At 43.0% G+C, this 14,345-nt stretch carries 7 protein-coding genes and 1 pseudogene; all 8 read left to right on the forward strand.

Annotated elements, in window-relative coordinates; all coding sequences use genetic code 11:
- Positions 1-213, forward strand: a pseudogene (locus RDO37_RS05185) (hypothetical protein); the annotation flags it as partial.
- 223 nt (positions 214-436) lie between these two features.
- Positions 437-1,765 carry a cell division protein FtsA gene (gene ftsA / locus RDO37_RS05190; RefSeq protein ID WP_027939124.1) on the forward strand — a complete coding sequence of 443 codons (1,329 nt, stop codon included), beginning with the start codon at positions 437-439 and terminating at the stop codon, positions 1,763-1,765.
- Positions 1,766-2,180: 415 nt separating this feature from the next.
- Positions 2,181-3,509: a cell division protein FtsZ gene (gene ftsZ, locus RDO37_RS05195; protein WP_052338866.1), complete on the forward strand. Its 1,329-nt coding sequence runs from the start codon at positions 2,181-2,183 to the stop codon at positions 3,507-3,509.
- Positions 3,510-4,033: 524 nt separating this feature from the next.
- Complete coding sequence (gene ftsZ / locus RDO37_RS05200) at positions 4,034-5,302, forward strand: cell division protein FtsZ (protein ID WP_052338865.1); 1,269 nt, start codon at positions 4,034-4,036, stop codon at positions 5,300-5,302.
- Between the two features lie 1,146 nt (positions 5,303-6,448).
- Positions 6,449-8,506, forward strand: a complete 2,058-nt coding sequence (locus RDO37_RS05205) for a methyl-accepting chemotaxis protein (RefSeq protein WP_308498350.1) — start codon at positions 6,449-6,451, stop codon at positions 8,504-8,506.
- A gap of 821 nt (positions 8,507-9,327) precedes the next feature.
- Positions 9,328-10,281, forward strand: a complete 954-nt coding sequence (gene lpxC, locus RDO37_RS05210; RefSeq protein ID WP_044121326.1) for a UDP-3-O-acyl-N-acetylglucosamine deacetylase — start codon at positions 9,328-9,330, stop codon at positions 10,279-10,281.
- A 314-nt stretch (positions 10,282-10,595) separates the two neighbouring features.
- Positions 10,596-11,138, forward strand: a complete 543-nt coding sequence (gene ampD, locus RDO37_RS05215) for a 1,6-anhydro-N-acetylmuramyl-L-alanine amidase AmpD (protein WP_027939122.1) — start codon at positions 10,596-10,598, stop codon at positions 11,136-11,138.
- 317 nt (positions 11,139-11,455) lie between these two features.
- Positions 11,456-14,020 (forward strand): bifunctional aconitate hydratase 2/2-methylisocitrate dehydratase, encoded by a 2,565-nt coding sequence (locus RDO37_RS05220; RefSeq protein ID WP_281710723.1) that lies wholly within the window; start codon positions 11,456-11,458, stop codon positions 14,018-14,020.
- The last annotated feature ends 325 nt before the right edge of the window (positions 14,021-14,345 follow it).

Consider the following 14,345-nt stretch of genomic DNA (forward strand, 5'->3'; position numbering starts at 1 on the left):
CGCGGCTATCGTATATTACTTGAGGGAGATGTTTGGCTTATCTTAGGTCGTGCCGCGACAGAAGATATGCCTTTTATTCGCCTTAAACGTTTTCTTCTAGCATTCCCTCAGACCAAATTGAAGCTCAGCGAGATTTCCTATGTAGATTTGCGCTATGTCAATGGTTTTGCAGTGGGTGACCGTAATCCACCTGAAACGGTCGCGCCTCAATAGGTAATTTTGCTTTTAAGTATCTTTAGTGTTTTGTGCACGATAAGTGATTTAAGCTTCATAACGTATTAACGACAAAGACCATGCACTGAATGGCAACATATTTGTGTTTCTACCGGATAAGATTTAGCTATTTAGATAGAATGGCGATCTAAATAACTAGGTCATACAGCTATCAGGGAGTGCAACCCCTGAACAAGTCAGTCAAGAGGACAGGAGATATTGCATGTTTTTAAAAGGGGACAAGGCGGCTAAAGATCATGACAACGCCCCAGATCCTTTGGTAGCAGTCGATATTGGCACCTCTAAGATTCGTCTTATTGCAGGCAGCGTTGATGAGGAAAATATTGTAAACATCAGTTACTATGCTGAAGTGTCCTCATCAGGTGTAAGTAATTCTTCAGTAAGCAGTATCGATAAGCTTGCTGACAAGCTTGCTGAATTGATTGACGATTATGAGAATAAAACAGGTAGAACTTTCTCTCATTGCGTAATGGGCATTTCTGGTCGCCATATTGAATCATGTAATGAATCTGGTTCCGCAACTGTTCCTACCTCATATGTAACTGTATCTGATCGCGACCATGCTATTGAAGATGTGCGTGCAATTGTCTTTGGCGAGTACAAGCATTTAATTCATCTTATTCCAAATAGCTATACTCTTTCAGGCACTACTACTCGTGATGACCCAATTAATATGCGTGGCTCTCGATTAAAGGTAAATGCGCACTTGATTAACTGTAATGAGGATCAAGAGAGTAACTTCCGCTCTGCTTTTACCAAGCTTACAAAGAGTTTTAACATTGATCATGTAATCTACTCAGGTATTGCCGCTGCTGATGCAGTCTTAACCGAAGAAGAAAAAGAGATTGGTGTTTGTTTAATTGATATCGGTGGTGGTTCTGTAAACGTATCTGTTTATGATCAAAATGACCTTGTGATGACCTTCGGCGTTGAGCAAGGTGGCACTGGTATCACTCGCGAGATTGCTACTCGTTACGGCATTCCTCTGTCTACTGCCGAGATGATCAAGGTTAATTATGGCTTAGCTCATCCAGCATTATTAACTGAGGAAAATAAGAACAAAGGCTTATCTATCCCAGTTAACAACGGAGAAGAGCCTCGAGCTGTTGCTTTTAGTGATTTGGCCAAAGTAATTGGTCTTAAGCTTAGCGACATTCTCAAGATAGTTTCAGATCGTATTGATCACAAGAAGCGTACTGAGGGCATTGATATTACTCTCGGTGCTGGTTTCGTGCTCACAGGCGGTGTTGCTTGTACACGCGGTATGGCTACCTTAGCTTCTAACATGCTTGCTCCTCGTGACAGTAGCCAGCGTGTGAAGGCTCGCGTTGGTATTCCTTGCGGTGTAACAGGATCTGATGAAGTTGCCAAGCCTGATTGTGCCACAGCTGTAGGTCTCTTGCGTTTTGCTAACTCACTGACAGCTCAAGAGCATCGTAATTTAGCTATGCAAAAAGAAGAAAAGGCTTCTAATGGTGTGATTAAACGTGGTTACACCTGGATTAGAAACTGGCTTGCTCACGAGTTTTAGTTTGCAAAATAGGTAGCGCACTTCTTAACGATGAATATGTGTAGTTCTATCGTGAATTGCTAAGAACGTACACGTTAAGATAAGTGCGTGCGGTCATTTAACAAAGAGCAAGATTATGCATACATATGCAAATAATCATGTAAAACTCGATGTTTTGACTGCTATAAGATTTTTTAGGTGGCTTTTATACATGGCATACTTGCAATTTAGCCACCTCTAAAAATGAGACAAAATGGCGTGTTGAAGCTATTTTGTTAGGCCTTAATACCCTAGGCCTGTACCAAAACTGTGCGAGATTCCACATATTAGTCATCTTTGTGAGGCTACGATGATGATATTTGCAGAGTTTTAAGGGTATAATGTACGACACACTAATGTTAAGTAAGATGCTCAGTATCTACCTTATGGGAGTTTTATGGACGATTTTGTTGTGGATTCAGTAGTCCCAAGTACTGCCGGAACTGAAGCAGGCATTCACTCTGCTCAAAAGTGCGTGATTCGTGTTTTAGGTGTAGGCGGCGGCGGTGGTAACTCACTGCAGCACATGATCAATCAAAGTCTCACCGGAGTTGAGTTTATTGCCGTAAACACCGATGCTCAGGCTTTAAACCGCTCAACTGCCCCATTAAAGGTACAGATCGGCGTTAAGCTGACTAACGGTTTAGGCGCAGGTTGTGATCCAAATAAGGGTCGTAAGGCTGCTGAGGAAAGTAAGGAAGATATTAAGAAGTTACTCTTTAATTCTGACTTAGTTTTCATTACTGCTGGCATGGGCGGTGGTACCGGTACTGGTGCTGCTCCTATCATTGCAGAAATCGCCAAAGAGACTGGTGCTATCACCATTGCTGTTGTTACTAAGCCTTTCAACTTCGAAGGCCGTCGTAAGATGGTTAATGCTGAGGCTGGTATTACCGAGCTGTCAAAGCACGTTGACTCTCTTATCGTTATTGATAACGACAAGCTCCTTAAGAACTTAGGTTCAAACATCTCAATCATCAACGCCTTCAACGAGGCTAACGATGTATTGTTAAATGCTGTTAAGGGCATTACCGATTCTATTACTGCTCCTGGTTACATTAACTTGGACTTCTCTGACGTTAAGACCATTACCCGTGGTCGTGGCCATGCCATGATCGGTAACGGTGTAGGTCAGGGTGCAAACTTCATTGAAGATGCTGTACAGCGTGCTATTCACTCACCTCTGATTGATCAGGTTGATATTAAGAGTGCAACCGGTCTGCTCGTGAACGCACGTATTAACCATAACTTCCCAATTGCTAAGTGGGAGCAGATCTGTAAGGAAATTCAGAACTACGCTGATGACGAGGCAGACTGCAAGTACGGTATTATTTTCGACGATCAAATCGCTGAAGATCAGATCGTGGTTACTATTCTGATTACTGGTATCTCTGGTTCAGAGTCTAACTCTAAGGACAATGCTGCAGCTGCAGTGCGCTCAAGTGTCAACAATCGACGCAATAGCCCATCAGCTCCACAGGACCCTGGTTTCTTTAGACAGGCTCAGATGAATGGTTATGCTCCTGCTCAGCAGCGCATGCCACAGGATGTTCCAGCACAGCGCCCACAGTCAGTTCCTGGTCGCAACTACTCCCAGGCAACTGGTATGGCTCCAACTGGCTACTCCAACATTGAAGCTAAGGAAGCCTCACTTGGTAACAAGGCTGTTGGCGATGATTGGAATGATGCCAACGAGCTGCCAACAATCTTCCGTAACAAGGTTTAATTTTCCATTAACTTTAGTGTCGAGTACTGCATACTCCCATGCAGTACGCTAAAAAGCCCGGTTCTCCGGGCTTTTTTATGCATCTCATATCCTAAGCTACTACTTCTTAAGTAACCTCCATTCCTTTATCCTCACGGTAAATTGCATTTCTTATCTACATTCCTCCATATTCATAGCTTTTTCCTTTGGTATGGTTTTTTAGCTGTATCCTAAATTTGTAATTACATTAAAGCTTTTACTTTATGCTTTGACAAAGTCTTATACGGACAAGCTTTTTATAGCATCGAGATTTCATTGCATGAGCATGAGTTAAGTTAGAAACGAAGGCTAAGCTTGCTTTTTTTAGAGCATTTACATACATAGATACGATGTAATTTTTTTAATTATATTGTGTATTCGTGGCATTCTGGGTAGGCCTTGTCTCATGCTGAAAGTATATGACTTGGAAAAGATGGCATATACGCGCTATAATTTAAAATCACCTGTATAAGAAAGCGTGCGCAGATGTGCACCTGAGGAGACTTATGAGCGACTTTGTTGTGCAGTCTGTATCACCTAGCAGTCCAGCAGACTTTGGATCTATGATTCGTGTCGTCGGTATTGGTGGCGGTGGTTGTAACTCGCTGCAGTATATGATTAATCAAAGCCTGCAAGGCGTTGAGTTCATTGCTGTAAATACTGATGCTCAGACATTAAACCGTTCTACTGCATCACTGAAGGTACAGATCGGTGTAAGACAGACTAATGGTCTGGGTGCTGGAGGTAATCCATATAAGGGTCGCGAAGCTGCTGAAGAGTCTCGTGAGGACTTAAAGCAAATTCTGCAGGACTCTAAAATCGTATTCTTAACTACAGGTCTCGGTGGTGGTACCGGTACAGGTGCAACTCCTGTTGTAGCTCAGATTGCTAAAGAGTTAGGTGCGCTTACCATTGCAGTTGTGACCCGTCCTTTCTACTTTGAAGGACGTAATCGTACTATCAATGCCAATGCAGGTATTACTGAGCTCACTAAGTACGTTGACTCTATCGTTGTGGTTGATAACGATAAGCTCTTAAAGTCTCTTGGTCAGAATATCTCTGTATTAAATGCCTTCAATGAGGCTAATGCTGTACTGTATAACGCAGTACGTGGCATTTCCGACGCAATTACAGGTGCAGGCTTCATTAACTTAGACTTAGCTGACGTTGATATCATTATGCGCTCTCGTGGTCATGCCTTAATTGGTCTTGGCCGTGGTCGTGGTGTTAACTTTATTGCTGATGCAGTACACAATGCTGTACATAACCCACTTATGAGCTCTAGTGATGTTAAGCGTGCTACAGGTATGCTCGTTAATGCTCATGTAAGTCCAAACTTCCCAATCTTAAATTGGGATATGGTGAATACTCAGCTCTTAAGTTACACCGATCCAGAGGCTGATATTAAGTACGGTCTGATTTTCGATGACTCTTTAAACGAGGACGAAATCGAGATCACCATTATCATTACAGGCTTTAACTCTAATGATGATGCCTATTCTGGTTCTTCACAAAATATTACTCGAGCCCATGCTATTCCTCAAAACTTAGGCTCAAATACTCCTCTGCCTGTTAAGTCCATGGACGATAGCTTCTTAAGAAAGAATGTACAGACAGCAGATCGTAGTGCTTCAGCAGCTCCTGTAGCTCCAGCTGCTCAGGCTGCTACATATGCACCAAGTGATGCTCCCGTACAAACTGAGCAGCAATACGCTAAGGCTGTAGGCTCTGATTTCGATGAGGAAATGCCAGAAGTCTTCCGTAACAAGATTTAGCGCATAGATAACATCAGTTTGCATTGAAAAAGGCGTTGCATGGCAACGCCTTTTTCAATTGTACGCTCTATTAACTTTTAATCTTAATGGCATGGGATTAAAGTATAGTGGAAAACAGTGAAAGCTGAGGCATAAGTGATATCTATGGCTGATACTTATATTTGACGTGTGATTTTCTGATGTAAGCAGGCTTAGCTTATTGCATGTGGTAATGGCTTTGGGTAAAAGGGTTGCGTGATAGTCGTTACAAATTCGATGATGATTAATCAAATTAATGTGATTAGACTGGCATTCATTCGTAGTCTATGATGCTGTAACTAGGCAGATATGTTATATATCACAATTGCATGGTCATAGTTGAGATAGCTGTTATAGAATGGTTTTTCAACAAGCTCCATTTATGTTGAGCCCATAGTGGTGCTTCTATATTTCACATTGCCATCGATTTTGCTTAATAATCGATGCAAAGTGCTTTAAAATGGGCGTCCTTATGCGATTGGCCTTGATCGACTTTAAATAATTTCTTAGTCCGAGCTTAACATAGGCGTTATTGCATTTGTTGACAAACACCAGCTGCTTTTATCCATAGTGCAGCAATTGCCATGTCATCAATTTTCAGTGCCATTTGACAACTGTCAGATGAATGGGCAGGCTAGAGCTTCAACACTAAATTTAGTGATTATGGATAAATATCTATGTTAGTTTGCTATACCTTGGTTTTCAGAGGATGTTTTTTTTTCTATCTGTTTAAACCATGTGGTGTAGCAATTTAAGAAATCAGACAAAGATTTGGAGTTTTAAAGCGAGATATTTACGTTTCACAATCTGCTTTATAACCTTCTTTGCCTTGCTGTTTTAGGTGCTCTTACATTCTATTGCACATTAGTTTTGGTACATCATCTTCAGGCATAGTTACTACATAAGGACTTCGATTTTCTCAATAAGCAATCTAAATTGCTCTACATAAACAAGCTTCTGTTAATTTCATATAGCTCATCAATATTACGGCCATATCGATTAAAGATGAAGTTTGCACTTGCATGTCTTATAAAACTTAATTTCTTAATTACAGGACATGGAATTAATGCTTGAGAGTCGCATGCTTATATAGGCAATAACAAGCCTGTTTATTAGGAAGGAGCTGCAATGTCAGCGCTTAATCTGAACGCGTCATTTAAAGGTCAAGGTGCTGGTGATTCTAGCAAGTCACCTAAAATTGAGCACTCCTTGGTAAAGCGTATTGGTTTGATTTCAGTTGCTGCAGCTGTAGTGGCATTTATCTCCATTACTGCAGTGTTTTATCGTATTTCAGCGGCATTGATTGAAGGCGAGATCATTTCAAAACAGCTGCCAGCTGAAACTAATATCATCGCAAGCAACATACGCGCAAACATTGATCCATACATTGCACTCTCTCGCTCGATGGCTCAATCTGTTTACACTATCGACTGGATGCAAAAGGGTGAGCCAGAGTCTGGAAAGGCTTTGTTTAAGGAAAGCAGTCTGGCAATCAAGGAAAACAACAATCTGTTCTCTACTTTCCTAGCCTCGTTTATCTCTAATGTTTACTTCTTCAATGGTGATAATGCCGGTGCATTGGACATTAACGGTAAAGACTCATGGATGCAGGGCATTGTGAACTCTGCTCGCGACTATGAAGTAAACATGGATAAGGATCGTAATACTGGAGATCTTGCCTTATATATTAACTACAAGGTTAAAGATACGAACGGCAAGGTTATCGGTATTACTGGCGCTTCTGCTCAGATCAATAGCATGAAGGATATGATCAAGGCTCAGAAATTAGGCAAGTCAGGATACTTCTTCTGTATCAATGACGCAGGCTTAATTCAGCTGCATACCAATCAGGATTATATTCTCAAGACCAATGTAAATGATATCGAGCCTGGTATGCTCGATGTGATCTTACAGACGGTTAACAACCCAGGTCACTCTGCATTTTTTACCTCAAAACGAGATGGGCAGGAATACATTTTAGTAGCTATTAAAGATCCTACGCTTGAGTGGATCATTGTTGGTCGTGTACTTAAGTCTGAGGTTATGGCCCCACTCAAGAGCATTTTGCTGCAGTCTAGTGTTGTTATCGTGGTAATGATCTTAGCTCTGCTTGCTTTTAACAGCTATATCTCACGTATCCTTAACCAACGCTTAAGCTTGCTACATCTGAACATTACTTCATTCTCAGATTTCTTTGAGCGTAAGACTAATGAGCCTAATATGCAGCGTCCTTCCACTGTTGATGAAATTGGTTCTGCAGTTCAGACTCTGTGTAATATGGGTGATAAGATCGAGGCTGGTCTTAAGGACAATATGGCAGCAATGCTTGCCGTGCAAAATACCATTGATAATGTGAACAAGGGTAACCTTAAGGATCAGGTTGGCTATAAGAGTAACGATAAGTATATTTCTGTGCTCATCGACTCTTTAGACCATACCATTGCCACTGTTAATACTGTTATGAATGAGGCAACTACGGTCTTAGGTTCATACGCTCAAAACGATTTCCAGGCGCGTATCAATAGCAATGAGTTTGAAGGCCAGTACAGCCATCTGTTAACTGGTATTAACCGTTTAGGCGATGCTGTCTGTGCTCTGCTACGTGAGTACAAGGAACTGTCTGATCACTTAAAGGATAAGTCTAGCCAGCAAACCTTAGCTGTATCAACTGTAGCAACCGCTCTTGAAGAGCAGCTCGGCCTTATTGATGGTACTTTGGCTGCAACTAGAAATATTACTCAGTCCAATGTTGAAGTAGGTCGTCGTACTATTGAGATTGAGGAAAACGCCTCTCGCATTCAAAACGTAGTAGCCAAGATTCGTGAGGTGGCTGACCAGACTAACTTACTGGCACTGAATGCTGCAATTGAAGCAGCCCGTGCCGGCGAGCATGGTCGTGGCTTTGCTGTGGTAGCTGATGAGGTGCGCTCACTTGCTAGCGTCACTCAGAGCAGCCTCAATGACATTATCTCAATTGCAGATTTACTCATTGAGAATATCCACACCTTAAAGAACTCAGTACAAACTCAGTCAGACTCTATTCAGATGATTGAGCAGTCCTCCGATGAGCTGCGTGCAAATAGCCAGAACAATGCAACCTTGGTTAACGACGCACAAAGCATCACCAGAGAGCTTGATTCCTTAGCTGAGCGTATCTCTCAAGAGGTCTCATCTAAGCGTTTCTAAAAGTCCCGTATTTTAATAGATGCCTTAAGGCACCACGTCCTTAAGGCATGCGGCACGTCAGGTAAAACCACCGTCAAGGTCTAGCACCTGTAAGGTAAAACACCATGATGTGCCGCCCTTCCGTTTCTAGGCCTCAGTCTTGCGCCTTAAGAGCCTTTCTTTTGAGCTCCACAACATCTCCCGATATAGCAGCTGTTCATTTCAATCACGTCTTTTGCAAAAGCCAGATGCCAGCATAGCTGTACCTTGTGCAAGCATCAGCAGTTCTCTTCTAAGAACTTCTAGTAAAGCATTAACAAACATTTAAGTGCATTAGTAGCTTTGAGTTTGGGGAATTTTGCCTCTTGTCTGCTAATGCTTAGGATGTTAAGAATTTAGTAGGCTCTAATCTGCCTACATATACAAATAGCATTATGGCGCAAGGTGCAGTACTAATATTTTTGTGGGAACTATCTGTAATTTTGGATGTCTAATCGACAGCAGTGAGTTAAAGAGGCAACCAAGTTATTTAGTAAGCAACTAGTTTTAAGCTTAGGGCTTGAAGACAATTTTGATGTGAATCCAATTTAGCGCTAAGTTTATAAGGCTATACTGTACATGTAAGATCCGTTGTACTAATCTTTTTTTATCAGCAAGACTATTTGTTAAATAGTCCTGAGATAGTCAAAATCATCTCTTTTGTCTCGATCGATATTTATTGTTGAGATAAGATGTCAAAAAAACATGATTTTGATCAAAGTTTGTATTAGAATTATGCGGATTTAGATTGCAAAGATGCCTTTGCATTCAGTTCTGATACATAGTCGTAGGAGAGCAATTCCATGGTACTACAGAGAACAGTAAAAGAAGCGGTTTCTGCTACCGGAATTGGCCTGCATTCAGGCAAGAAGGTAGAAGTAACTTTTCGCCCTGCTCCAGCCGACACTGGTATTGTCTATACCCGTACAGATTTAGATCCTCAGGTATCAATTAAGTGCGAGCCAGAGGCAGTGCGCGATACTCAGCTGTGCACCGCATTAGTTAACCTTGACGGTGTTCGTATTTCAACTGTTGAGCACTTAACTGCAGCTTTAAGCGCATTAGGTATTGATAACCTGTATGTTGATGTCAACGCACCAGAGCTCCCTGTAATGGATGGCTCATCTCAGCCGTTCATCTACCTGTTTGAGTCAACTGGCATTCAAGAGCTTAATGCTCCAAAGAAGTTCATCCGCGTAAAGCGTCCAGTACGTGTTGAGGATGGCGACAAGTGGGCTGAGCTGACTCCATCTGATGCTTTTAGTGTTGATCTCACTATCGATTTCAATCACCCAGCAATGGACAAAGAGCTGCAGCACTTTGCTATGGAGTTCTCTGGTAAGAACTTCGTAAAAGAGCTTTCTCGTGCACGTACTTTCTGCTTCATGCGTGATGTTGAGTACATGCATAGCCACAACCTTGCTTTAGGTGGTTCACTTGAGAACGCTGTAGTGCTCGATGACTTCCGCGTGATCAATCCAGACGGTCTGCGTTATCCAAACGAGTTTGTTAAGCACAAGATGTTAGATGCTATTGGTGACCTCTACATGAATGGTCACAGCATCTTAGGCAACTTCAAGGCATACAAGACTGGTCACAAGCTTAACAATATGCTCTTACGTGCTGTTTTAGCTGATGCAGCTAACTACGAAGTTATCGAAATCGAGCGTGAGAGAGCAACTAACAACGCCATCGACTTCTTAGGCGAGCGTGATTGTGCTCCAGTAATGGCAGGCCACAAGTTAGTTCTTAACTAATTAATAATCTGACTAGCGATAGTAGAGTATTTGATTAAAGACCGCTTTAGCGCCTCAAAGTGCTAAGGCGGTTTTTGTTTTTACCCACCAAGTTTTCCAAAGCCACAGATCACCATGAGCCTAATATCCATAAGAAATTAAGCCAGCTGTCGATTAAGTCGTTCAAATTCCTGTCATCTAATAAGGCCTTCCTTATCCAATCACCTCAGATATTCGATTTACTAGTAGCGGCATTTGCCTAGATCTTGTCATAAGTAGCAATCGGGCTTATGCTCAAGACTAAGTTTACTAAAGGATTTTAGCTTGGAGGGTGCATGAGGATAGTATCAGGATGGCTTGAAGGAGAGGGCATAAGGCAGGTTCCTACCCCGAACTTCAATAAGAGACCAAAAGGCGAGATTTCCATGATTGTCATGCACTGCATCTCGCTACCGCCTGCTCAGTACGGTGGTCCATATGTCGATCAGCTCTTTACTAACTCCTTGCATGGTGAGGATCATCCATACTTCAAAGATATTTGTAATATGGAGCTATCCACCCACCTCTTTATCAACCGTGACGGTCTCATAACTCAGTACGTATCCTTCCTAGATCGTGCCTGGCATGCAGGGCGTAGTTCTTATAAAGGCCAGCTAGAGTGTAATGACTTTGGTATTGGTATCGAGCTTGAGGGCACTGATAGCGACGTCTATACCGATGCGCAATATGCTGCCTTAAATCAGATTCTTCCACTCATAAAAGAGGCATACCCTCTCATTGGAGATCGCATAGCCTCTCATTCAGAGGTAGCTCCAACCCGCAAGACCGATCCAGGCCCTTACTTTGATTACAGCCGCATTGGCGTGCCGCACGACTAGCATTCAACAGCCGCATTGGCGTGCCGCACGACTAGCATTCCACGGCATAGCTATAGCCGCATCGGCGTGTTGCACGACTAGCATTCAACACCATCTGTTAGCGCTTGCTAGGCTCATGCGCGCTGTTAAGTGAGCTGCTAGGCTTTATTACAGATCTGGTGCAAGATGGTAGAGGCTGAAAATATATTGCATTAATGTGGTGCACTAAGTTGTAGCCGCAAAAAGTTGGCTAGACTTGTCTAGATAATTTGACTGTTTGATCTCTGTTCACATTGAGATTGCAGTTATTCACAGATTTCAGGGGGATGAGGGGCACTATGGCTCAAGAGTATTTATCCGACTATTTCCTAAAAGCTAATGAGAGAGCACGTCAGCACATTGAGCCGCTGCCATTGAACAGCTCTGAGGTTAGTGAGCTTATTGAACTGTTAAAGGATCCGCCAGCAGGTTCTGAGACCGTTTTATTTAATCTTCTGGCTAACCGTATTCCACCTGGTGTGGATGAGGCCGCCAAGATTAAGGCTGAGTTCTTATCTGAAGTTGCTTTTGGCAAAGTTGAGAGTCCATTAGTAAGTCCAGAGCAGGCTGTAGAGCTGCTTGGTAATATGAAAGGCGGCTACAACGTTGCCCCGCTGATCTCTCTTTTAAATGATGCAGAGCTTGGCGAAGATGCCGTAGATGCACTTGAGCACACTCTCATGATCTACGATGCCTTTGATGATGTGGCTAAGCTTGCAAAAGAAGGCTCTGTAAATGCCAAAGAGCTGATTAGCCGTTGGGCTGACGCTTCATGGTTTACCTCACGTGATGCTCTGCCTGCATCCCGTAGCTATACCGTATTTAAGGTTACAGGCGAGATCACCACCGACGATCTCTCACCTGCTTCTGATGCATGGTCACGTCCAGATATCCCACTGCACGCTCTGGCCATGTTCAAAAACTCTCGTGATGGTTTAACTCCAGATGAAGAGGGTGTAACTGGCCCAGTTAAACTCATTAACTCCTTAAAGGCTAAAGGTTTACCAGTAGTCTTTGTTGGTGACGTGGTTGGTACTGGTTCTTCACGTAAGTCTGGCACTAACTCTGTTCTCTATCACTTTGGTGATGAGATCGAGGGTGTTCCAAACAAGAAAGCTGGTGGTTTAGTTTTAGGCGGTAAGATCGCCCCAATTTTCTATAACACCTTAGAAGACTCAGGTGCTCTGCCAATTGAGCTTGATGTATCAGCTTTCAATACTGGCGATGTCATTGAAGTTAACTTCGACAAAGGCACTGTAACTAAGCAAGGTCAAAGTGAAGTAGCAGCAAGCTTTAGCCTGCGTCCAAGCCTAATTGATGAGGTAAGAGCAGGTGGCCGTATTCCTCTTATTATTGGCCGTGCACTTACCAAGCGTGCTTGTGAGTTCTTAGGTAAGGACTTACCTGATGTCTTTGCCAAAGAAAGCAGCACTTGCTCATGTGAAAGCAAGAAGGGCTTTACTCGTGCTCAGAAGATCGTAGGTCGTGCTTGTGGCCTTGAGGGTGTTCGTCCAGGTCAGTACGTTGAAGTTAAGGTAACTACTGTAGGTTCTCAGGATACTACTGGTCCAATGACTCGTGATGAGCTTAAGGACTTAGCATGCCTTAAGTTTACTGCTCCATTAGTGATGCAGTCATTCTGTCATACCTGTGCCTATCCACGTCCAGTAGACGTAGAAAACCACAAGAGCATGCCTAAGTTCATGATTGAACGTGGTGGTGTAGCTCTGCGCCCTGGTGATGGTGTTATTCACTCATGGTTAAACCGCATGTGTCTGCCTGACACTGTAGGTACTGGTGGTGATAGCCATACCCGTATGCCTTTAGGTATCTCATTCCCAGCTGGCTCTGGCTTAGTTGCCTTTGCTGCAGCTACAGGTATGATGCCTTTAGATATGCCTGAGTCTGTATTAGTACGCTTTACTGGTACTCGTAAGCCAGGTATTACTCTGCGTGATTTAGTTCATGCCATCCCTTACTTTGCTAGAAAGCAGGGTATGCTCACCTTAGATAAGAAGGGTAAGATCAACGTCTTCTCAGGTCGTATTCTCGAGATTGAAGGTCTTGAGGATCTTTCTGTAGAGCACGCCTTTGAGCTTGCTGATGCTTCTGCTGAGCGTTCAGCTGCAGCATGCGCTATTGATCTGAACTTAGATAGCGTATGTGCTTACTTAAAGAGCAACTCAGCTTTATTAAAGGAAATGGCTCAAGAGGGCTACAAGGATAAGGATGCACTGCTGCGTCGTGCTGCAGCTATGGATGAGTTTATTGCTAACCCATCACGCATTCAGGCTGATGCAGATTGTGAGTATGCTGCAATTCTTGAGATCAACATGGACGAGATTGATGAGCCTGTGCTCTGCGTGCCAAACGATCCTGATGCAGCCTACCCATTAAGCGAGTGCGCTGGTACTAAGCTCGACGAGATCTTTGTTGGCTCATGCATGACCAATATTGGTCATTACCGTGCTGTAGGCTCTATCCTTAATGGCCTATCTCAGGAAAGCAAGTGCCGCTTCTGGATGGCTCCTCCAACCCGTATGGACGAGTCTCAGTTGCGTGCTGAAGGCTTATACTCAACCTTCGTAAGAGCTGGTGCTCGTATGGAGATGCCAGGCTGTTCATTATGTATGGGTAACCAGGCTCACGTTGCAGAGAATGCCACTGTAATCTCAACCTCAACCCGTAACTTCCCTAACCGTTTAGGTAAGGGCTCACAGGTATACTTAGCTTCTGCTGAGCTGTGTGCTGTATGTGCTCGTTTAGGTTACATTCCAACTAAGGAAGAGTACTTTAAGCTCACTGAATGCTTAAGTGGTAATGAGCAAACTCTTTACAAGCTCTTAAACTTCGCTCAGGTCTAATACCAAACGAAGCTCAGTTGCCCTGAGCACGGCTTTACTTGAGAGGTTCATGCTTGATTACAAATATTGAGCATGAACTTTTTATAAGCTAAGTCCATGGCATCAGATGATTAGAGCATATACGCCGCCTATGTCTTGCTTGCACTAACAAGTTAGATCTAGGCGGCTTTTTTATGGTTTGATCTTTGAGCAGATTAATAAGTGCATCTGTATTACGAGGGTGATCTTATGGCTTATAGCTGAATAGTTTTGAGCATGGTTGTGGATAGTTTGCAAATTTTGCAGTGACAATTCATGCAAAGCGTCAAGATCATAGGGCAATGAG

Origin of the sequence: uncultured Anaerobiospirillum sp., assembly GCF_902485895.1 — a bacterium.
GTDB classification, from domain to species: Bacteria; Pseudomonadota; Gammaproteobacteria; order Enterobacterales; family Succinivibrionaceae; genus Anaerobiospirillum; species Anaerobiospirillum succiniciproducens.

Bases quoted from the DNA above. Each gene is read 5' to 3' on its own strand.
- ampD (WP_027939122.1), top strand. From the start codon at position 10,596: ATGAGGATAGTATCAGGATGGCTTGAAGGAGAGGGCATAAGGCAGGTT.
- ftsZ (WP_052338865.1), top strand. From the start codon at position 4,034: ATGAGCGACTTTGTTGTGCAGTCTGTATCACCTAGCAGTCCAGCAGAC.
- RDO37_RS05205 (WP_308498350.1), top strand. From the start codon at position 6,449: ATGTCAGCGCTTAATCTGAACGCGTCATTTAAAGGTCAAGGTGCTGGT.
- RDO37_RS05220 (WP_281710723.1), top strand. From the start codon at position 11,456: ATGGCTCAAGAGTATTTATCCGACTATTTCCTAAAAGCTAATGAGAGA.
- ftsZ (WP_052338866.1), top strand. From the start codon at position 2,181: ATGGACGATTTTGTTGTGGATTCAGTAGTCCCAAGTACTGCCGGAACT.
- lpxC (WP_044121326.1), top strand. From the start codon at position 9,328: ATGGTACTACAGAGAACAGTAAAAGAAGCGGTTTCTGCTACCGGAATT.
- ftsA (WP_027939124.1), top strand. From the start codon at position 437: ATGTTTTTAAAAGGGGACAAGGCGGCTAAAGATCATGACAACGCCCCA.